This window comes from Hymenobacter convexus, from assembly GCF_030580955.1.
Taxonomy (GTDB): domain Bacteria; phylum Bacteroidota; class Bacteroidia; order Cytophagales; family Hymenobacteraceae; genus Hymenobacter.
The window spans coordinates 276,017-294,547 of the sequence record NZ_JAUQON010000001.1; the positions used below are offsets into that span (position 1 = coordinate 276,017).

Annotated in this window: 22 protein-coding genes; 9 read left to right on the forward strand and 13 right to left on the reverse strand. The window is 60.9% G+C overall.

Annotation, left to right across the window (positions count from 1 at the left end):
- The first annotated feature begins 136 nt into the window (after positions 1-136).
- Together Q4S41_RS01090 and Q4S41_RS01095 are read left to right on the forward strand one after the other, a co-directional pair.
- Positions 137-340, forward strand: coding sequence for a hypothetical protein (locus Q4S41_RS01090; protein ID WP_305029284.1), 204 nt, complete (start codon positions 137-139; stop codon positions 338-340).
- Entirely contained in the window at positions 328-528 is a 201-nt protein-coding gene (locus Q4S41_RS01095; RefSeq protein ID WP_305029285.1) for a glycerophosphodiester phosphodiesterase family protein, read from the forward strand. The genes Q4S41_RS01090 and Q4S41_RS01095 overlap by 13 nt, the downstream gene beginning before the upstream one ends.
- A 184-nt stretch (positions 529-712) precedes the next feature.
- Here Q4S41_RS01095 and Q4S41_RS01100 read toward each other — a convergent pair whose 3' ends face one another.
- From Q4S41_RS01100 to Q4S41_RS01125, 6 genes are all read right to left on the reverse strand, one after another.
- A complete protein-coding gene (locus Q4S41_RS01100) occupies positions 713-1,057 on the reverse strand; it encodes a hypothetical protein (protein WP_305029286.1) in 345 nt (114 codons plus the stop codon).
- A 21-nt stretch (positions 1,058-1,078) separates the two neighbouring features.
- Complete coding sequence (locus Q4S41_RS01105; RefSeq protein ID WP_305029287.1) at positions 1,079-1,540, reverse strand: DUF4268 domain-containing protein; 462 nt, start codon at positions 1,538-1,540, stop codon at positions 1,079-1,081.
- Between the two features lie 155 nt (positions 1,541-1,695).
- On the reverse strand, positions 1,696-2,103 hold the full coding sequence (locus Q4S41_RS01110) for a hypothetical protein (protein ID WP_305029288.1): 408 nt from the start codon (positions 2,101-2,103) through the stop codon (positions 1,696-1,698).
- Between the two features lie 208 nt (positions 2,104-2,311).
- Positions 2,312-2,944 (reverse strand): uridine kinase family protein, encoded by a 633-nt coding sequence (locus Q4S41_RS01115; protein ID WP_305029289.1) that lies wholly within the window; start codon positions 2,942-2,944, stop codon positions 2,312-2,314.
- A 204-nt stretch (positions 2,945-3,148) separates the two neighbouring features.
- Positions 3,149-3,742: an RdgB/HAM1 family non-canonical purine NTP pyrophosphatase gene (rdgB, locus tag Q4S41_RS01120; protein ID WP_305029290.1), complete on the reverse strand. Its 594-nt coding sequence runs from the start codon at positions 3,740-3,742 to the stop codon at positions 3,149-3,151.
- Between the two features lie 155 nt (positions 3,743-3,897).
- A complete protein-coding gene (locus Q4S41_RS01125) occupies positions 3,898-4,323 on the reverse strand; it encodes a hypothetical protein (protein WP_305029291.1) in 426 nt (141 codons plus the stop codon).
- 230 nt (positions 4,324-4,553) lie between these two features.
- Between Q4S41_RS01125 and Q4S41_RS01130 the strand changes: the two genes are divergently transcribed.
- The 6 genes from Q4S41_RS01130 to Q4S41_RS01155 all read left to right on the forward strand — a co-directional run bounded on the left by Q4S41_RS01130 (position 4,554) and on the right by Q4S41_RS01155 (position 10,142).
- Positions 4,554-4,823 (forward strand): type B 50S ribosomal protein L31, encoded by a 270-nt coding sequence (locus tag Q4S41_RS01130; protein WP_196294405.1) that lies wholly within the window; start codon positions 4,554-4,556, stop codon positions 4,821-4,823.
- Between the two features lie 149 nt (positions 4,824-4,972).
- A complete protein-coding gene (locus tag Q4S41_RS01135; RefSeq protein WP_305029292.1) occupies positions 4,973-6,184 on the forward strand; it encodes a GlmU family protein in 1,212 nt (403 codons plus the stop codon).
- Positions 6,181-7,311 carry a DNA polymerase III subunit gene (locus tag Q4S41_RS01140; RefSeq protein ID WP_305029293.1) on the forward strand — a complete coding sequence of 377 codons (1,131 nt, stop codon included), beginning with the start codon at positions 6,181-6,183 and terminating at the stop codon, positions 7,309-7,311. Before Q4S41_RS01135 ends, Q4S41_RS01140 begins: the two co-directional genes overlap by 4 nt.
- A 129-nt stretch (positions 7,312-7,440) precedes the next feature.
- Positions 7,441-8,373, forward strand: coding sequence for a hydroxymethylbilane synthase (hemC, locus tag Q4S41_RS01145; RefSeq protein ID WP_305029294.1), 933 nt, complete (start codon positions 7,441-7,443; stop codon positions 8,371-8,373).
- Positions 8,374-8,424: 51 nt separating this feature from the next.
- Positions 8,425-9,063 (forward strand): peptidylprolyl isomerase, encoded by a 639-nt coding sequence (locus tag Q4S41_RS01150; protein WP_305029295.1) that lies wholly within the window; start codon positions 8,425-8,427, stop codon positions 9,061-9,063.
- A gap of 170 nt (positions 9,064-9,233) precedes the next feature.
- On the forward strand, positions 9,234-10,142 hold the full coding sequence (locus Q4S41_RS01155; protein ID WP_305029296.1) for an SDR family oxidoreductase: 909 nt from the start codon (positions 9,234-9,236) through the stop codon (positions 10,140-10,142).
- Positions 10,143-10,315: 173 nt separating this feature from the next.
- Here Q4S41_RS01155 and Q4S41_RS01160 read toward each other — a convergent pair whose 3' ends face one another.
- The 5 genes from Q4S41_RS01160 to Q4S41_RS01180 all read right to left on the reverse strand — a co-directional run bounded on the left by Q4S41_RS01160 (position 10,316) and on the right by Q4S41_RS01180 (position 15,155).
- The gene (locus tag Q4S41_RS01160; RefSeq protein ID WP_305029297.1) at positions 10,316-10,519 is read right to left on the reverse strand and encodes a hypothetical protein; all 204 of its coding nucleotides are present in this window, start codon (positions 10,517-10,519) and stop codon (positions 10,316-10,318) included.
- A 381-nt stretch (positions 10,520-10,900) separates the two neighbouring features.
- Entirely contained in the window at positions 10,901-11,869 is a 969-nt protein-coding gene (locus Q4S41_RS01165) for an ABC transporter permease (RefSeq protein WP_305029298.1), read from the reverse strand.
- Entirely contained in the window at positions 11,866-12,927 is a 1,062-nt protein-coding gene (locus Q4S41_RS01170) for an ABC transporter permease (RefSeq protein ID WP_305029299.1), read from the reverse strand. The genes Q4S41_RS01165 and Q4S41_RS01170 overlap by 4 nt, the downstream gene beginning before the upstream one ends.
- Before the next feature lie 3 nt (positions 12,928-12,930).
- Positions 12,931-14,646 (reverse strand): ABC transporter substrate-binding protein, encoded by a 1,716-nt coding sequence (locus tag Q4S41_RS01175; protein WP_305029300.1) that lies wholly within the window; start codon positions 14,644-14,646, stop codon positions 12,931-12,933.
- A gap of 110 nt (positions 14,647-14,756) precedes the next feature.
- On the reverse strand, positions 14,757-15,155 hold the full coding sequence (locus tag Q4S41_RS01180; protein ID WP_305029301.1) for a hypothetical protein: 399 nt from the start codon (positions 15,153-15,155) through the stop codon (positions 14,757-14,759).
- A 432-nt stretch (positions 15,156-15,587) separates the two neighbouring features.
- On the opposite strand from Q4S41_RS01180, the gene Q4S41_RS01185 reads away from it, so the two are divergent.
- Positions 15,588-17,048, forward strand: a complete 1,461-nt coding sequence (locus tag Q4S41_RS01185) for a hypothetical protein (protein WP_305029302.1) — start codon at positions 15,588-15,590, stop codon at positions 17,046-17,048.
- Positions 17,049-17,130: 82 nt separating this feature from the next.
- Here the strand turns inward: Q4S41_RS01185 and Q4S41_RS01190 are convergent, their stop codons facing one another.
- Positions 17,131-17,754, reverse strand: coding sequence for a PKD domain-containing protein (locus Q4S41_RS01190; RefSeq protein WP_305029303.1), 624 nt, complete (start codon positions 17,752-17,754; stop codon positions 17,131-17,133).
- A 45-nt stretch (positions 17,755-17,799) separates the two neighbouring features.
- Entirely contained in the window at positions 17,800-18,522 is a 723-nt protein-coding gene (locus tag Q4S41_RS01195; protein WP_305029304.1) for a LytR/AlgR family response regulator transcription factor, read from the reverse strand.
- Positions 18,523-18,531: the final 9 nt, after the last annotated feature.

Here is an 18,531-nt window from a genome sequence, read left to right on the forward strand (position 1 = left end):
CCATCTCGCGCCTTGCGATACCTAAGGGAAGGTCTGCTTAAGTATCGTAAGGTGAATCAACAGTATATGGCGATGGCCATAAACGATAGTGAGTAAGGCGCGATAAAGCTGACTTATCGGATATAATATTCTGCTTTTGAGGACCGGCCATTTTCGGGCGGTTTTTTCCTCGCTGATAGGGGCCGTGGAAAACGATTCGGCCCTCGCCATTCCCGTGAACTCGTCGGCCGCACTCGCGCAGCTGGCCGAACACACCTCGCGCTACGTCGAGGCGGGATGGCAAGGCGCACCCAACACGGCCAAGGCCTACGCCGGGGACTTAAAACGTTGCGGCGCCTGAGCTTCACGGCCGCCATTTACAGCCCGCAGCTCCGGCGGGTGACGGAAGAGCTGGTGCAGGCCTGCCACCAACGCAGGCTGCAGGTCATCCCCTGGACGGTAAACGCGCCCGCCGATGCTGCCCGGTTGCAGGCCCTGCAAGTCGACGGGCTGATTACGGATTATCCGGACATGGTCAAAACCGAATAGCCGACCGTTTACTAATCGTCAGAGGGTGAATACCGCCTCCTCTCCCTGAACGCTTGGCCACTGGTCGGGGTGCACGACGAGCCCGGCCGGCTGCCCCTACAAGCGCGGCATGGCCGTTATTTGGTGCTCCCTTCTATAAGCCGCGCCGACTGGCTTGCTGGCCCGCAGCTACCGGCAGGCATGTTCACCGCGACAGGCGCTGGCCCCGCCGCACGGTTAACGCCCCAGAATGGGGGCGTTTGTTAATGGAATCGCCGACGTGCAGGTACTGGTTCAGGCTGCTGTCTCGGCGGAATGGCGCCTGGCCCGGAGCAGGAGCGAAGGCGTCAAAATCGTAGCGGGTAGTTGTCTGGCCGTTCAGGAAAAAAGAATAGGAACCCTGCATATGCACGACCCCGCTGACGCGGCCTTTCAGCGCCGTATCAGCAGCCACCTCCACGCGCGGGAAGCGCTGCTTCAGCCCGTATGAAACCGCCACGTAAGCCAGCAGCGCCACCACACCCAGCGCCAGAATAAGTTTGGTCGACATGGTTGCAATATAGCGTCCTGCCTACTTCAGCGCCTCAAACGTGTACTGTGCATCGGCCCAGAAGGCATCAAGGGCCATGATGCGGGGCTTGAAGAACGAAATCAGTTTCGGCCAGTCGTCGCGGTTGAAGATGTTGACCGGGCTCAACTCTTTGGAGATACAGCTCAGCGGCAGGCCTTGGGCATCAATTGTCTCCGCTTCCCAGGTCCAGGTTTCGCCAAGGGTTTCGTGCAACAGGGTTTTCAGCTCTTTGAACTGCTCATAAAACAGCTCCCGGATGCCCGGGTCCGGGTGGTTCAGCTCAATGCTGATGCTGGCGTGGCGGTTGTCGGCCTGCATCCGGAAATACAAGTGCCGGAAGCCCGTCTTGTAGTTAATCCAGTTGGTGGTTTCGCCCTCGGCCGAGGGCACGGGCGCCATATACTGGCCAAAGGCCGTCCAGAACGCCTGCCGCAGCTGGGTAGCTTCTGCTTTGCTATACATCGATTAGGGAAAAAAGAACGTCATGCGGAGCCTGCCGAAGCATCTCGCGTGCAATACTAATTCAATCGATAAGATTAGCTGCGCGGTAGAGATGCTTCGGCAGGCTCAACATGACGTGCTGTTGTCCGTTAAAACTGCCCGAATGAGCCCGTTATCTACAGCGGCGTGGCCCACCAGCCGGCCTCGTTGCTTTGGATGGCCACGCCGCCGGCGTTGTGGTAGTATTCCTGTACGCACTCTTTGAAGCCGGCGTTGTTGGTGCTGGCAAAGCACACGGCGTGGTCGGCGGTGGGCAGCGGGCCGGTGTGCACGGCAAACACACTGCCGCGCTCGGCCTTGGTGATGATGAGGTAAGTCGTGTCGTTGAGCTTGCCCAGGTTGGCGTCGAAGGCCTGGCCGTAGGCGTTGTCGGGCGTCACCTCCACGCGGTAGGCCGTGTTGCCGGCCGGGTGCTGCAAAATGCCCGCCTGGCCATTTTTGTCGCAGCTAATCAGGCCCAGCAGGCCAGCCGAAACTACGGTGAAGGTGGCCAGACGAGAGAGGAGTAAACGTGTGCGTTTCATAAGCAGCAAAGCAAAAAACTATCTAAACCGGGTGAAAGGGGAGCGGAGCGACACCGTTCGCAGGCGCACAGCCGTTTCTAATTACAGGTCCAAGATAATCTGTTTTTACTTCAATACTGATGAAGCGGCCAAAAAAATGCACGTCCCGTCGGGCCAAACCGGCCAGTCGGGACGTGCTAAAAAGGGTCCGATTGCTGCGTACGAGAGGTTATTGCTGCGCCGCGGCCGCCACCTTGCCCTGTAGGAAGCCCACCAGCACCTCCAGTCCCTTCTCGAAGTGGCGGTTGTTGGGAATCACAATGTCGGCGTAGTGCTTGTAGGGCGCAATGAACTGCTCGTAGGTGGGCGCCACGTGATGGGTGTAGCGGTACAGCACGTCGGCCAGGTCGTAGCCCCGCTCGTCGCGGTCCCGAATGATGCGGCGGTGCAGCTTCACGTGCTCCTGGGCATCGATGTACACCTTGAGGTCGAGCAGCTCGGCGATTTCCTTGAAGTGAAACACGAAAATGCCCTCCACCACCACAATGGGCGCCGGCCGAAACACCAGCTCCTGCGGCGTCACGGCCGCGTTGTTGAAGGTGTATTCCTTGCGCCGCACCTCGTGGCCCTGGCTGATGCGCAGCACGTCGTTGGCGTAGGCCGCGGCGTCGATGCTGGCGGGCAGGTCGAAATTTTCTACGCCCTGGTCGTCGCGCAGCTGCTTTTCGCGCGGGTGATAATAATTGTCCTGCGAGATGAGGCAAATCTGCTCTTCAGGAAACGAAGCCAGAAGCCGGCGCAGAAACGTGGTTTTACCAGAAGCGCTGCCGCCGGTGATGCCAATTAGATACGGGGTGTGCATAGCAGGCAAAGATAATGCTTTGCTTCATGAGGAATGAAAAAGGAGGGCGGAAGAATCACGGTGGCGTAGCTATATGGAAAGCCTCTGGCCCGTCATGTCGAGCGCAGTCGGGACATCTCGCGTGCCGAAGTAATTCTTTCGATTGAATTGAGTTACTACCCCGCGCGAGATGTCTCGACTGCGCTCGACATGACGGTCTTTCTTTTATTCCGCCTGCAAAAACGCCAGCAGCCCCGCCACCGCCCGCGCCCGGTGGCTGATGCGGTTTTTCTCCGCGCCGCTCATTTCGGCAAAGGTGCGGCCGTCGCCCTCCGCGGGCACAAACACCGGGTCGTAGCCGAAGCCGCCCGCGCCCTGGGCCGATTCCGTGATGGTGCCGGCTACTTCGCCCGCAAACTCCTGCGTGCGGCCATCGGCCCGGGCCAGGGCCACCACCGTGCGGAACCGGGCCGAGCGGTCGGGGGCGCCGCGCAGCTCCTGTAGCAGCTTGGCCACGTTGTCTTCGGCCCGGCGCTGGGGCCCGGCGTAGCGGGCCGAGTACACGCCGGGTGCCCCGCCCAGCGCCGTTACTTCCAGGCCCGTGTCGTCGGCGAAGCAGTCCACGCCGTAGTGCTGGCGCACGTATTCGGCCTTTTGGCGGGCGTTGCCTTCCAGGGTGTCCTGGGTTTCGGGCAGTTCTTCGTGGCAGCCGATATCGGCCAGGCTCAGCAGCGTGAGCCCGGCGGGCAGCAGCGGCCGGATTTCATCGAGCTTGTGGGCGTTATTGGAAGCGAAGCAGAGTTGGGTGGGGGCGGGCATGGGGTGAGGGATTAAAAGAAAGGCAAATAAAAAGGACGTCATGCTGAGCGCCGCCGAAGCATCTCTACCGCAATAGCAAATCCTGTCGATTTGGATTACTTGCGCGGTAGAGATGCTTCGGCGGCGCTCAGCATGACGTCCTTTTTTCGGTTTTATTACCGAAACATCGACTTGATGGTGCCCCAGGAGCGCTGCACGCTGCTGGGCGTGCCGGCCAGCACCGTAAGGAAGCTTTGGTCGCCGCCGGGGCTGTGGATGGTGAGACGGTAGGTGAAGGGGCCGCCCACCTGGGCCGGCGTGGGCGCGCCGCCGGTAGCGGTACGGAACACGTTGGCGTCGTAGTACGTGTAGCGGCGCTGGCCGTTGGGCGTCACGCTGGTGACGGCGGAGTAGCTGGTTTCGTTGGAGCCCTTGCGGGCCAGGTCGAAGCCCGTGACGTCGGTTTCGGAGTTCACTTCCCAGTCGATGCGCACCCGCGAGCTGTCGTAAGCAGCGGTGAACACCGTCAGCGACGCGGCCATGGCGGCCACGGCGCTGCCCAGCACGAGCAGCAGCACGGCAGGGCCGGAACGGCGAAACAAGCGGCGAATGAGTAGCGATTTCAACACGCGCGACGAGGCGGCCCCGAGTGTGGGCCGGATTCAAATGTACAACCTTTTCAGAAAGCCAACAAGCTAAGCTGTACGCCCTGGCAGCCCGCGTCCGGTAGAAAATATTGGGTCGGAGGTTGGGTATTTCAGAGCTAAGCTGTACTTTTGCAGTCCCTTCCGCAAAATCGGCAGGGTTCAACCGGTAAAACCGACCTCTCGATATGAAAAAGGACACCCACCCCGAGTACCAGGAAGTCGTATTCCAGGACTCCTCTTCGGACTTCAAGTTCATCACGCGCTCCACGATGAAGCCGACCGACACCATCACGATGGAAGACGGCAAGACGTACCCGCTGGTGAAAATCGAAGTAAGCTCTGCTTCGCACCCCTTCTACACCGGCAAAAACATGTTCATCGACACAGCCGGTCGCGTGGAGAAATTCCGCAGCCGCTACGCCAAGAAAGAGCAGAACAGCGCCAACAAAGAATAGCTTTTATTCGAGCTGTTAGCCCTTGGCTACTAGCTGTTAGCTTTTTGAAAACTCCTTTCGGTTTCGCCGGAAGGAGTTTTTTTATTGCCGCTGCCGAAAGCGGCAGCCGTAAATTTGCCTTTCCCATCAAAAGCCAGCCGCTAAAAAGAATGCACGTTCTTCTCTTCGACGACCCGGCCATTCGGCCCCATTTGCTGCCTTTCACGTTCACGCGGCCGGTGGCGGCGCTGCGCTGCGGCATCCTCACGCTGGCCGAAAAGTGGCAGTACCGCCTAGGTGTTGAAACCGTGGGCTACCTCACGCAGCCTTATTTGCAGGCCAAGTTCCCAGCCGGCGACGTGTGTGGCGCGGCCCTCATTATCAACGGTGCCGTGTGCCCCGACGATTTGCTGACCCGCCAGGTGCAAGCCCTGCGGCCCGGTCAGGCCCTGTATTGCGACGAGCTGCTGGTGGCCGCCCACGTGGCCGACGCCTCGCTGGTGGCCGAGCTCATTCAGGACGGCATTCCCGAAACCCGGCAGGTAGCTGAGCCTGTGACGGTGATAGACCGGCCGTGGCAGCTGTTTCTGCGCAACGGCGTCGAAATCCGCCGCGACTTCGCGCTGCTCACCAAAGGCCGCACCTCACAGCCGGTGGGCGACGCGCACACCATTGTGTACGGGGCCGAAAACATCTTCATTGAGGAAGGCGTGAAAATCCGGGCCGCCATTCTCAATGCGGAGGACGGCCCGATTTATCTGGGTAAAAACTCGCAGGTGCACGAGGGGGCCATCATCAAAGGGCCGCTGGCTTTGTGCGAAGGCTCGCACATCAACGCCGGCGCCAAAATGCGCGGCGACAACACCGTGGGCCCGTTCTCGAAGGTGGGCGGCGAAGTGGGCAACAGCATCCTGCTGGGCTACAGCAACAAGGGCCACGACGGCTACCTCGGCAATTCGGTCATCGGCGAGTGGTGCAACCTCGGGGCCGACACCAACACTTCAAACCTCAAGAACAACTACGCGCCCGTCAAAATCTGGAGCCACACCGCCAAGCGCTTCGTCGACACCGGCCAGACGTTCTGTGGCCTGATGATGGGCGACCACAGCAAGGCCGGCATCAACACCATGTTCAATACGGGCACCGTGGTGGGCGTGGGGGCCAATATTTTCGGCGCCGGCTTCCCCCGTACTTTCATCCCGAGCTTCAGCTGGGGCGGCGCGGCGGGCTTCGAAACCTTCAAGCTGCCCAAAGCCAACGAAGTAGCCGAGCGTGTGATGGCGCGCCGCAATCTGCCGTATGATGCGGTGGAACAGGTTATTATGAAAGCCGTATTTGAGGCGACGGAAGAGGACCGGGTGTGGGAGAAGGCAAAGTCATGACCTTCGCCGACATCCCCAACCAATCCGCCGTTAAGGCCCTGCTGCGCCAGTCGGTGCAGCGGCAGCACGTGGCGCACGCCCAGCTTTTCCGGGGGCAGGAGGGCGGCGCGGCGCTGGCGCTGGCTTTGGCCTACGCGCAGTATCTGAACTGCGAAGACCGCGCTGCCGATGCCGCCGACAGCTGCGGCCACTGCCCCGCCTGCACCAAAATAGCCAAGCTGGCCCACCCCGACCTGAACTTCATCATGCCCGTGACCACCACCAAATCGGTGGCCAAAGACGCGGTGAGCAGCAAGTTCATGGCCGAGTGGCGCACCTTCGTGCTCGACAACCCCTACCAGGGCCTCAACGATTGGATGCAGCACATCGGGGCCGAAAACAAGCAGGGCAACATCAGCAAGGACGAGGCCGTGCAGATTCTGAAGCTGGTGAGCCTGAAAGCCTTCGAAGCCCGCTTCAAAATCGTCATCATCTGGTTGCCCGAGCTCATGCACCCGGCCGCTGCCAACGCCGTGCTCAAGCTGCTGGAAGAGCCGCCGCCCGCCACCATCTTCCTGCTCGTGAGCCACGCGCCCGAGCAGCTGCTGCCCACCATCATCAGCCGGGTGCAGCCGGTGGTGGTGCGCCCGTTTTCGGAAGACGACATCACGGCCTTTCTGCAAACCGAATACCAAGTGCCCGAGGCCAAAGCCCGCCAGGTGGCGCAGCTGGCCGAAGGCAGCCTGGGCGCCGCCATCGCCAGCCGCGACGCCAACGCCGACCACGACTATTTTGAGTTTTTTGCAAAGTGGATGCGGCAGTGCTACAGCCAGAAGGCGGCCGATATTCTCAAGCAAAGCGACGAATTCCAGAAACTGGGCCGCGAAAACCAGAAGGAGCTGCTGAGCTACTCGCTGGGCCTGTTGCGCAAGGTGCTGCTGTTTGGCATCGACCCGAAGTTCGTGCCGCACCTGGCCAGCGGCGAGCAGCAATTCGTAACGGGTTTCGCCCGCTTCGTGACCCCGCGCAACGCCGATTTATTAACCAAAGAGCTCACCGATGCCCACTACCACATCGAGCGCAACGCCAACGCCAAAATGGTGTTTGTCGACAGCTCGCTGCGGATGGGCGGGTTTTTAAGAGTTTAAGATTCAAAAGGAACGTCATGCTGAGCGCAGTCGAAGCATCTCTACCGCAATAGTAAATGAGTTGTGTTGCGCGGTAAAGATGCTTCGACTCCGCTCAGCATGACGTTTTGTATAACAACTGCCTCAATTATGAAAATCCGCCTCGCCACCCGCGCCAGCCGCCTCGCCCTGTGGCAAACCGAACACGTGGCCGCGCTGCTGAAAAAAGCCGGTTTCGAAACCGAAATCGTGCCCATGCAAACCACCGGCGACGCCGTGCAGGACCGCAGCCTGGCCAAAATCGGCTCCAAAGGCGTGTTCACCGAAGAGCTGGAAACCAGCCTGCTGCGCGGTGAAACCCACCTCGCCGTGCACTCGGCCAAGGACGTGCAAAGCAGCATCCCGCGCGAGTTGGAACTGCTGGCTTTCCTGGAGCGCGAGCAGGTGAACGACGTGGTGCTGAGCTTCGACGAGCAGTTTTCGCTCGACAAGCCGGGCATTGTGCTGGGCACCAGCAGCACCCGCCGCAAGGCCCAGCTGCGCCGTTTCTACCCCCACGCTGAAACCGCCGAAGCCCGCGGCAACCTCCAAACCCGCCTGCGCAAGCTCGAAGAAGGCCAGTTCGATGCCCTCGTGCTGGCCTACGCCGGCGTGCACCGCATGGGCTATGAGCACCTGGTGCGCCACACGCTGCCGGCCCACCAGTTTGTGCCCGCCACCGGCCAGGGCAGCATCGCCGTGGAGTGCGCCGCCGCCCTCGATGCGGACCTTAAAGCCCGCCTCCAAACCGCTCTCGACCACCCCGCCACCCACACCTGCCTGCTGGCCGAGCGCGCCTTTTTGCACACCATGGAGGGCGGATGCAGCATCCCGTCATTTGCGCTGGCCACCTTAGAAAATGGCCACCTGCGCCTGCACGGCGGCCTCATCAGCCTCAGCGGCGAAGAATACGTGGAAGAAATTCAGACCACCGACGCAGCCACCGAAGCAGGCGCCCACGCGCTGGGCGTATCCGTAGCCGATGCCGTATTGGCGCGCGGTGGCCGCGAAATCCTGGCCAGCATCCGGGAGCACCGTGGGTAGCCTTGCGCACCGACCGTAGTTTTGCTTCACATTTTGCTTTCCATCTACAGCATGAACCGCATTTCTTCCCGCTTTATCTGGGTGCTTCTGGCCCTGATGACCGCCGCACCGGCCTGGGCCGCCAAACCCGGCAAGCCCAAAAAGAGCAGTAAAGACGAAGTCGTCACCATCACCACGCCGCAGGGTGTTATCCGGCTTGTACTGTTCGATGACACGCCGCTGCACAAAACTAACTTCCTGAAAAAAGCGCAGAGTGGCTTCTACAACGGCACCACATTTCACCGTGTCATCGACAATTTCATGATTCAGGGCGGCGATGCCAACTCCAAGGATGCCGACCCCACCAACGACGGCCAGGGCCAACCCAACGAGCCCACCATTCCGGCCGAGCTGGTGGGCCACCCGCACAACTACGGCGCCCTGGCCGCCGCCCGCATGGGCGGCCCGGCCGGCACGCCCAGCAGCGGCAGCCAGTTCTATTTGGTCGAAAACCACGACGGTACCCACTTCCTCGACGGCCAGTACACCGTTTTCGGCCAAGCCATTCAAGGACTCGATGTTATCGACAAAATTGCCAAACTGCCCAAAGACCCGCGCGACCGTCCGTTGGCCGATGCCAAAATGACCGTGAAAGTGGAGAAGCTCAAGCGCAAAAAAATCACCAAGCTCTACGGCTACAAGTACGAGTAGCGGTTTGCCCAGTGGCACGTCTTGTTGAGGGAACGTCATGTCGAGCGCAGCCGAGACATCTCGCGTGCCGCCACTAATCATCTCGGTTAGATTACTCCAGCACGCGAGATGTCTCGGCCAGTTCGACATGACGTTTCAGTCGGCTTTGCTGCCTTTTTCAAAAGCTTTTTATGAAAATTCTCGTCACCGGTTCCAACGGCCTGCTGGGGCAGAAGCTGGTGGCTCTGCTGCTCCCCAAGCCCAACGTGAACCTGGTGGCCACTTCCCGCGGCGCCAATAAGCTGGCCGACCTCTACCCCGACCTTCGTTTCGTGCCGCTGGACGTAGCCGACGCTGCTCAGGTACACCAGGTGCTCGCCCAGGAACAGCCCACCCACGTCATCCACACCGCCGCCATGACCAACGTGGACGAGTGCGAGCTGAACCACGACGCCTGCTGGCAGCAAAACGTGACAGCTGTCGGCCATCTGGTAGAAGCCTGTGCCGCGCGCCACATCCACCTCACCCACTTGAGCACCGACTTTATTTTCAGCGGCGAAGCGGGCCCGCTGGCCGAAGACGCCGCGCCCGGTCCGGTCAATTTTTACGGCGAAAGCAAGCTGGCCGCCGAACGCCTGGTGCAAGCCAGCCCCGGCCCCTGGGCCATTGCCCGCACCGTGCTGGTCTACGGCGTAGCGCATGAGTATGGCCGCACCAACATCGTGCTCTGGGTACGCGATTCTCTGCGCGCCGGCAAAGCCATCAAAGTGGTGGCCGACCAGTGGCGCACGCCCACCCTGGCCGAAGACCTGGCCGAAGGCTGCTGGCTGCTGGCGCGGCAAAGCGCGCAGGGTATCTACCACCTTAGCGGCGCCGACATGCTCACGCCCCACGCCATGGCCCTGCAGGTAGCCGACTATTTCGGCCTCGATAAAACGTTGATTGAGCGGGTAGACGCCAGCACGTTTTCGCAGCCCGCCCGGCGGCCGGCCCGCACGGGGTTTTTCATCGCCAAAGCCCGGCACGAGCTTGGCTACACGCCCCATTCCTTCCCCGAAGGCATTGCCATCATTGGCCGGCAGAGCGAAAATAGACTATAAAAAAAACCCGCCGGGGTAGACGGCGGGTTAAAACTCGTCAGGGGTAGCCAGCGAGCGGTAGAGGCGAAATGTGGGTAGAAATGAGTAGTGTATTATACCAAATACAAGAGATTGAATAAGTTATCGATAATCGACTGGATTTAATCTGTAGAAGCTAACGCGGAAAGGAGGAATCAGGACTGGGGCCATACCCCTACCAGTAGGCCGCCCACCAGCACGGCCGTGCGGCCCAAGAGGGCGGCTTCGCCCAAGGCGCGAGGCACCACCATGCCATCGGGCGTCACGAAATCGATGCCCACCGAAACGGTCTTGGCCGTGTGAGGCAAAGCTTTGGGGCGGCGTGGCGAGCTCAACGAGGGGTAAATGAGTAGGTACATAAGCGGGCAGGTAGAAAATATGAGGATGTATTGCCTGGAGCCGAAACGGCTTTTCCCAAAAGCAATACAATGTTACTGCTCCATTTTACCTCATAAAAGGACACAACAGCTGAGATTGCGACATCCCGCCAAATGAATTTTTATTGCTTTAGTATAATTTTTCGACGATATAAATCAATAAAATTCAAACCTTACACAAGTTGATAAAACAGTAAATAATTGGTTGTCAAAATAATAATAAGCCAAATGCCTCGCGGATTAACAGGTTCATTTCTGTGAAAAAAGCGCAATTTGCGACATCGCAAGTATCGGTCTCTTGCGATGTTTTGCACATATTTTACGCCCTTCGACTACGCAGGCTTCGCTGAAAAAATACGATTGTTATTTTGGAGGCCTGGTTAAAGAGTTAAGGCTTAAAATGGTGATTATGAGCATAATTGTTGGAAATAGGAAGAGCCACCAGGCAGATGGTTCTTGGCGGTAGGAGACCATCAGGCGGCCCCAGCTGGCAGCCTCCGGCGGCAAGCCAATGCCCAAAAAAGACAGCGTGCTTTCCAGGCCCAGAAGCCGGGCCAGGCTCAGGGGAAATAAAGTCTTTAATGGATTGATAGCGTGAGGTATACTGTGTTTTAGCCAAACGCGCCACGCCGGCACCCCAGCCGCCTGAGCGGCTTCTACGAAAGGAAGCGTGCGGATGCGCAGCATCTGGGCACGGACCAGCCGAGCGGGGGTAGTCCAAGATGTAAGGGTGAGCAGAACCAGCAAACCAGCGGGCGAAATGCTCCCGGCACCGGCCGCTAATGCCACCACCAATACCAAGCGCGGCACAGTGTCGAGTGCCGTCACGGCTCCCGTCACCAGTGCGTCGAGGGGCAGACGAAAGGCAACGTTGCGGCGGCGCCTACCGCTTGTTGCTATCCCCGCCAGGCCCAGCGCGGCGGCCAGCCCGCCCAACCAGGGCGTGGGCAGCCGTAAGGCCCACCACACGCTACCGACCGCCACGACCCCATACGAAATATCGACCCGGGCCCGATTGCCCCAAAAGCCCGCCGCGCTGCCCAGCAGCGCCCCGATGACGGCCGCCAACAGGGCTGCGGGCAGCGTAAGCAGCACTGCCGTACGCGTGCCAAACACCAGCAGACTCAGCACATCGCGCCCCTGCGCATCGGTGCCGAGCCAATGCTGACCGGGCGCTAACGGTGCCTGGGCAATGTGCGCTAGGTCGAGCGTGTGGGGCGGGTAGGGCAGGGGCAGCACGGGGGCCACGGCGGCCACCAGCATCAGAAAGCCCAGCCAAGCCACCGCCCAGCTTGGCGTTCGGAACAGGTGCGGGACGGCTAGCGCTATCATCGGATTCGAGGGTCGGCCCATAAGGAAAGAAAGTCCGTGATAAGCAGGGCCAGCAGCCGCGCCGCGCCCACCAGCAGCACGCCGCCCACTAGCACTGGAAAATCGCGCGCCGCGGCGGCTTCGGCCAACAGGCGGCCCATGCCGGGCAGGGCGAAAGCAACTTCCACAACCACGGCGCCGGCCACCAGGGCCGGGAGCAGTTCGGCCAGCTGGGCCAGCGACGGCAGCAAGGCGTTGCGCAGCGCGTGGTGGCGGATGACGGCGCGCTCGGCCAGGCCTTTGGCCCGGGCCGTGGTGGCGTAGTCGGTGCCAAGCTCCGCCTCCAGCGCGGCGGTGAGCTGCAGCGTGAGCTCGGGCAGGGCGCTGAGGGTTAAGGCTATGACAGGCAAAGTCATGTGCCACAAATACAATGGTAGCTGATAGCCGGCATCCAGTTCCGCATCGGTGGCCTGCTCGAGGCCGTAGCTGGGAAACCAGGCCAGCGTTTCCGGATTGGCAAACAGCAACAGCAGTCCCAGCGCAATAACGAAGAGTGGCAACGCCTGCAAACCCACGAGTGCGCCGCGCAGGAGCCCATGCCCGCGCGGCCGGCCCGCCAAATACTGGGCCAGCGCCAGCGCCAGCAGCACAGCCAGCGTGGCCGCCGTGCCGGTGAGCGGGAGGGTGAAGAGCAGAGCCTGCTGCAAGCGGGCCCCCACGCCTTCGCCCGTGCGAAAAGAGGCGCCGAGCTGCCCGTGCAGCAAGTCACGCAGCCACCGGTGGTATTGGTTGGCAAGCCCATTCCAGTGCCACTGGCCCGCTGTGGCGGACGCGGGGCGGTGCGTGCCAACGTAAAAAAGTGGCACATCGAGCCCCAGGCGGTGCCGGGTGGCCCGCTCGAGGGCTTGGCGGGCGGCGGGAGTAGTGACGCCGCCGGTGGCGCGCAACTCGGCTAGGGCGGGCTGGGCCAGTTCCACGGCCGTGCTGCCTTCGAGATGACTCAGCAAAAACACCCCCGATGCCAGCGCCCACACGGCCAGAGCCGTGCGCAACAGCCGCCAAAAAAGTAGCCGGGCCATGCGTTAGGGCGAGGTGGAAGGGGCAGCGGCTTCGCCAATGGCCATGGCTGCAAAGCCCGGTTTGAGGCTGGTAGGATGCAGGTCGACCAGCCGTTTTTGGGCTGCAATGTGATTTGACAAGAAGAACAGGGGCAGCAAGGGCATTTCCTGCTGCATCAGCGCCTGAAATTGACGCAGCAGTTGCGCGCGGCGCTGCACGGTGCTGGCCGCCGCAATGGCTTCAATCAACTGGTCGCTCCTGGGGGAGCCGTAGCCCAGGGTATTGCCCGCCCCAATGGCCTGCGAATGCAGGAAGGACGTGAAATTGAACATGAACGGATTGCCGCGCAGGGCCCGCACGTACATGTCGAACTCGCCGCTGCGCAGGGCCATGCTAAAAGCGCCCGACTCGGTGGGCTGCAGGCTGACCGGCACGCCAATGCTGGCCGCCGCCGCCTGGAATTGCAGGGCGATGGTGGCAAAAAGCTGTTCGTCGGCCCGGTAGCGCATCACCAGACGCAGCTGCTGGGGGCCGTGCGCGCCATTGCGCTGCCAGCCGTCCGCGGCCGCGGCGCCGCGCTGCCAGCCCGCGCGGCGCAACAGGGCCGCGGCCCCGGCCGGGTCGAAAGGCACCGGCGCTAGGCTGTCGTTGTAGTTCAAACGGTCGGTGGGGCTGACGAGGCCCACGGTGCGCTGGCCCTGGCCTAGTTCGGTGCCTTTCAAAATGCCCGCCGCATCGATGCAGTGGGCCAGCGCTTGGCGGGTCAGAGCGTCGGATAGGGCCGGGTGGCGGGTATTGAATCCCACAGTGACGACGTCGTAGGAGGCCGTGGCGTAAAAATTCAGGTTCGAGCGAGTGGTCGAGGCTTGGCGCAGGCGCGTGAACTCGCGGGTGGGCATTTGCGGAAAAACGTCGATGTCGCCCCGCTGCAAAGCCAGCGAAGCCGTGGCCGCATCCGGAACAATGACGTAGTCGAGCCGGGCCGGGCGGGCCTGAAGCGTAAAAGGACGGGGGCGCACCCGGTCAGCCCACCAGTGGGGCTTGCGGCGGAAGCGCAGGTACCGGTCTTTTTCCCACTTCACCAGCTGGTAGGGGCCGCAACCGGGCAGGCGAGCAGGCGTTTGGCCCGGGGTGGCGGCCGTGTAGCGCCGGGCCACGGCCTGCAGCACCGCATTGGGTGCCGCCGTGGCCGGGCGGCGCTGCAACTCGGCCAGCGTGAAACGCCGCATTGCGCCCCTGGGGTCCAGCACGGCTTCGGGAAGCACGAAAAAATCTCCCGAAGCCTGCACGTATTCCACCGCCTGACTGGTGCAGACGAAGGTGAAACGGCGCGGGTTTCGGGGGTCGAGAAGAATTTCCCGGATGAAACGGTATTGGCTGCTGGGGGCCTCCGTGGGCAGGCCGGGGCAAAACATCAGCTTGAGGGTGAAGGCCACGTCGGTGGCCAGCACCGGCCGGCCGGTATCCCAGGTAGCTTCCGGCCGAATGGTGTACTGCAACTGCATCAGCGAATCGCCGAGGAAACGTACGCTCGGCAGGGCTTCGGCCAGGGCCGGGGCAAAGCGATTCGTGGTAAAATCGGCCTGAAGCAGGCTGCAGTTCAATAAATAGAGGGCATCGATGGCGGTCTGGTTCGCCAGGGCCAGGGGGTCCAGGTTTTCCGGGTCGTGCGCCCAACGAATTTTGAGGGCGCGCTCGGTGGGCCGCTTGGTGGTGCAACCCTGTAGCAGCAAGGCCATTGCAAGACAGAGCCACGCTCCAGCCAGGGAATTTTGCCTCACGCGATACATTCAGACTATACTAGCCCAGCTACAGTGAGCAGGCAATATAGGCACGAAACGGCAGTGCTTTATTGGGCAGCGATGTCGCCGGCCCAGCCGCCGGTGCCGCCGGCAATGTCGCCAGCCCAACCGCCCGTGCCGCCAGCCGTGCTAATGTCGCCGGCCCAGCCGCCGGTGCCGCCGGCAATGTCACCAGCCCAGCCGCCCGTGCCGCCAGCAACCGCAATATCGCCGGCCCAGCCGCCGGTGCCGCCGGCAATGTCGCCAGCCCAGCCGCCCGTGCCACCAAAGACACCCGTATCATCGCCGTCACCGTCGCCGGGGGTGATGTCGCCGGCCCAGCCGCCGGTACCGCCCAGGTTGGTCACGGTGGTTGCGTTCGTGGTGTTAGTCAGGGCCGCATCCGAAGGGGCGGGGGAGCAAAGGCTAGCAACTTGAAACAGGGCGATGGTGAGGAGATTCAGCACGGTGGTTAAGACTTAAAATGTGTGTCAGCTATTTGAACAACACAAAGTTGGGGGTTGCCAGAACCGTGCAAAAGGACATTTTTGCCCTAAAATTGACTTGTATGTAAATTATAAGTTTTTTAAATAAAAAAAGAAAAAATATAGAAGAATGCCTTACTTGTTTTTAAATAAACTTTTTTTTTATGCACTGTCAGAAAAAACACTCAATTTGTGACTTCTAAGCTCCAAAACGGCCACGAATACTCACAATACAAAGGTTGCCGGACTCTTGCTTTGAAAAAAGGAAGAAATCCGCGTTTTTGTGACGTCGGTTTTGAGGGCTTGATTTAGATGAAAAGCCCATTTACACGCCATCAGCGCATATTTTAGATGAATGAAATTGCAAATTTGGCGCGAATTGTGACGTCGCGTAGTCTGAGCTCTTTGCCGGTATTGGACCTGAATAGCCGCCAGCCGAACAAAGAGAACCTGTTTGTCAAGACCCTGGCCAAGACCCCCGACGCCACCCAGTTGCAGGTGGTGAAGGCCTTATATGGCAAGGCCACGACGGCCAACGTGCGGGCCCTGCAAAAGCTGCAGTCGCGGGTGCGCAGCAAATTGCTCAACCAGCTTTATTTCCTGGACCATTCCGACCCCCGGCACCTCGTGTCGCGCCGCTACGAGCTCGAGTGCCTGGATATGTTGCACAAGGTAAGTATTTTATACGCCGAGCGCGAGTACAAACTTTCGGAGCGGCTGCTGCAGCGCTGCCTGGCGCTGGCCGAAAAAGGCGAGTTCACGCAGTATGCCGTGCTGTGCGCCCGCATGCTGCGCAACCTGCACGCCGAAAAACGCGATGCCATTCCTTATAAAGAAGCGGCCAAGGTGCTCGCGCGCGTGCAGCAGGTGCTGGCGTTGGAGGACGAAGCCGAGCAGCTGTACACCGCCACCCAACTGGCCCTGAGCGGCACCGTAGCCACGCGCCGGGCCGTGCTGGCGGTGCTGCCCGACCGTATTGCCCAACTCGAAGCCCTGCACCGCAAGGCCCGCAGTTTCACTACCTACAATGTGGTGTACCGGGCGCGGCTGGCCTATGAAGAGCTGCAGGGCAATTTCCAGGAAATGATTCGGGTGACGGCGGCGGCGTCGCGCCGTCTGCGCGAGGGCAAGCTGAACGAGCGGCGGTTCGATTTGCGCTTCAACCACTTCGTGAGCATTTATGCCTACCTGCGCAGCCGCCAGCCGGTGCAGGGCCTGCGCCTGGCCGAGGAATACAACCGGGATTTTCACCCCTCGTCCAACAACTGGTTTTACTTCCAGGAGCACCACGTGCTGCTGGCGCTGCACGCCGAGCAGTACGAGCGGGCCCAGCAGCTGATGGAGGTCATTACCAAAAACCCGGCCTACCTCATTCAGCGCGAGGCGGCTTTGCAGCGCTGGGATTTGTACCGGGCCTACATCGACTTTGTGTTGCCGCCGCCGCGGCCGTCCGTGGCCCGGCAGCGCCAAATGGCGCAGTGGGTGCTGCAGCTGCCCGAATACAGCCGCGACAAACGCGGGCACAACGTAGCCATCCTGGTACTGCAGCTGCTGCACTTCCTGCGCGAACGCAACCTAGAAGCCGTGCTGCTGCGCCTAGAACGCCTGCGCAAGTACCAGCAGCGGCATTTGTACGAGCCTACTACGGTGCGCAGCCGGCTTTTTTTACGTTTGCTGCAAGTGATTGTGGAAAAGAACTTCGATGCGACGAAGGCGGCCGAGCGCGGCAAAGCGCTACTACAGCAACTACACGACACAGCCCCCCCTGGCGAAGCTTTCGCAGAAGTAGAAATTATCCCGTACGAACACCTTTGGCAGCTGGTGCTGAAGCTGTTGCGCGAAGGCGCGCCGGTGGCGAACGAAACGGGGGCGTAGTGTCTAATAAGGAAAGCCCGTCATGCAGCGCAGAGCGAAGCATGACGGGCTTTTGCGCCTTTCGTCCTTCATTAATCATTAATTATGGCTCCACCACGATTTGGCGCGAGACGCAGTGGCTCTGGATGCAGGCCTGGGAGCCGTAGCCGCGCATGCTGAAGCGCACGGCATAGGTGCCGGGGCGGCGAAACGTGTGCTCAGCGGTGCGGCCCTTCTGCACGGTGCCGTCGCGAAAGTCCCACACAAACTGCACGTTCTGGCAGGTGAGGAGCTGGGCTTCGGGCGAGGCGAAAGACACCGGCTGCCCCACGCGCACGCGGGTGGTGGAGGCGGTGAAATCGACCACGTCCTGCGCCACGAGGTTGATGGGAATGTATTTCTGGCCGGTGCGCACCTCGCCGGTTTTATCCACAATGACGTCGAGCTGGACGACGTAGTTCTTGCGCTCTTTATAGCAGTGCGTAATCTGGGGGCCGGTGAGGGTGGTGCCGTCGCCCATCTGCCACTTGTAGGTGAAGGGGCCGGCGACTTCGTCGATGGAGCCGCGGCCGTCGAGGTCGACGCAGAGCATGCGCGGCAGGGGCGGCCCGCAGTTCACGCTGGTGGTGTCGCCGGCCTGCTGGGCGCGGGCGGCGGAGCTTATCAACAAGAGGAGAAAGACAGAAACGGCAAAAATGCCGCGGCCGGGTACAAACTGGAAGCGCATGCGAAGAAGAAAAGCGTGAAAAATAACGCGGCTTGCGTGCGCGGTTTAAAACTTGTTGAGGCGCTGCATCACATCGCGCAGATAGGTCTGGCCCACGGGAATCTGCTTGCCTTCCACGGTGAGCATGTTGTCTTCCAGCGCCTGGATGTGGTTGACGTTGACGATGAAAGAGCGGTGTACTCGTACGAACTGATTGCTCGGGAATTTCTCCTCCACGCCCTTCATGGTGCTGTATACGATGAGCTTGCTCTGCTTGGTGATGATGTGCACATAGTCGCCGAGGGCCTCCACGTAGCGGACGTCGGCGAAGGAGACGCGCACCAGCTTGTTGTCGACTTTGACGAAGGTAAACTCGTTGTTGGCCGCGGCTTCGATGTTTTCGGCGCCCGCAGATGCCTGGCGCTCGGTCATTTCGAGGGCTTTCTGAGCGGCTTGCAGGAAGCGGGCGTAGCTCACGGGCTTCACCAAGTAGTCGACCACGGCGTGCTCGAACGCCTGCACCGCGTAGTCCTTGCTGCTCGTGATGAGCACCACCAGCGGCGGGTGCTGCAAGGTGCGCAGCAGCTCGATGCCCGACATGAGGGGCATTTCCACGTCCAGAAACAGCAGGTCGACGGGCTGGGTGCGCAGAGCCTCGGCGGCTTCTACGGGGTTGGTGTAGCTGCCGGCGGCGGTGAGGAAAGGCGTGTTGTTGATGCAATTGAGCACCACTTGCACCGACAGCGGGTCGTCGTCGACAACCAAACAACTTAGTACAGAAGCAGACATAGCAGCGAA

What these genes read in the sequence shown, in the direction of transcription:
- Q4S41_RS01100 (WP_305029286.1), bottom strand. Translation starts at nt 1,057, where the DNA reads ATGTCGACCAAACTTATTCTGGCGCTGGGTGTGGTGGCGCTGCTGGCT.
- Q4S41_RS01105 (WP_305029287.1), bottom strand. Translation starts at nt 1,540, where the DNA reads ATGTATAGCAAAGCAGAAGCTACCCAGCTGCGGCAGGCGTTCTGGACG.
- Q4S41_RS01110 (WP_305029288.1), bottom strand. Translation starts at nt 2,103, where the DNA reads ATGAAACGCACACGTTTACTCCTCTCTCGTCTGGCCACCTTCACCGTA.
- Q4S41_RS01115 (WP_305029289.1), bottom strand. Translation starts at nt 2,944, where the DNA reads ATGCACACCCCGTATCTAATTGGCATCACCGGCGGCAGCGCTTCTGGT.
- rdgB (WP_305029290.1), bottom strand. Translation starts at nt 3,742, where the DNA reads ATGCCCGCCCCCACCCAACTCTGCTTCGCTTCCAATAACGCCCACAAG.
- Q4S41_RS01130 (WP_196294405.1), top strand. Translation starts at nt 4,554, where the DNA reads ATGAAAAAGGACACCCACCCCGAGTACCAGGAAGTCGTATTCCAGGAC.
- Q4S41_RS01135 (WP_305029292.1), top strand. Translation starts at nt 4,973, where the DNA reads ATGCACGTTCTTCTCTTCGACGACCCGGCCATTCGGCCCCATTTGCTG.
- Q4S41_RS01140 (WP_305029293.1), top strand. Translation starts at nt 6,181, where the DNA reads ATGACCTTCGCCGACATCCCCAACCAATCCGCCGTTAAGGCCCTGCTG.
- hemC (WP_305029294.1), top strand. Translation starts at nt 7,441, where the DNA reads ATGAAAATCCGCCTCGCCACCCGCGCCAGCCGCCTCGCCCTGTGGCAA.
- Q4S41_RS01150 (WP_305029295.1), top strand. Translation starts at nt 8,425, where the DNA reads ATGAACCGCATTTCTTCCCGCTTTATCTGGGTGCTTCTGGCCCTGATG.
- Q4S41_RS01155 (WP_305029296.1), top strand. Translation starts at nt 9,234, where the DNA reads ATGAAAATTCTCGTCACCGGTTCCAACGGCCTGCTGGGGCAGAAGCTG.
- Q4S41_RS01160 (WP_305029297.1), bottom strand. Translation starts at nt 10,519, where the DNA reads ATGTACCTACTCATTTACCCCTCGTTGAGCTCGCCACGCCGCCCCAAA.
- Q4S41_RS01165 (WP_305029298.1), bottom strand. Translation starts at nt 11,869, where the DNA reads ATGATAGCGCTAGCCGTCCCGCACCTGTTCCGAACGCCAAGCTGGGCG.
- Q4S41_RS01170 (WP_305029299.1), bottom strand. Translation starts at nt 12,927, where the DNA reads ATGGCCCGGCTACTTTTTTGGCGGCTGTTGCGCACGGCTCTGGCCGTG.
- Q4S41_RS01175 (WP_305029300.1), bottom strand. Translation starts at nt 14,646, where the DNA reads ATGGCCTTGCTGCTACAGGGTTGCACCACCAAGCGGCCCACCGAGCGC.
- Q4S41_RS01190 (WP_305029303.1), bottom strand. Translation starts at nt 17,754, where the DNA reads ATGCGCTTCCAGTTTGTACCCGGCCGCGGCATTTTTGCCGTTTCTGTC.
- Q4S41_RS01195 (WP_305029304.1), bottom strand. Translation starts at nt 18,522, where the DNA reads ATGTCTGCTTCTGTACTAAGTTGTTTGGTTGTCGACGACGACCCGCTG.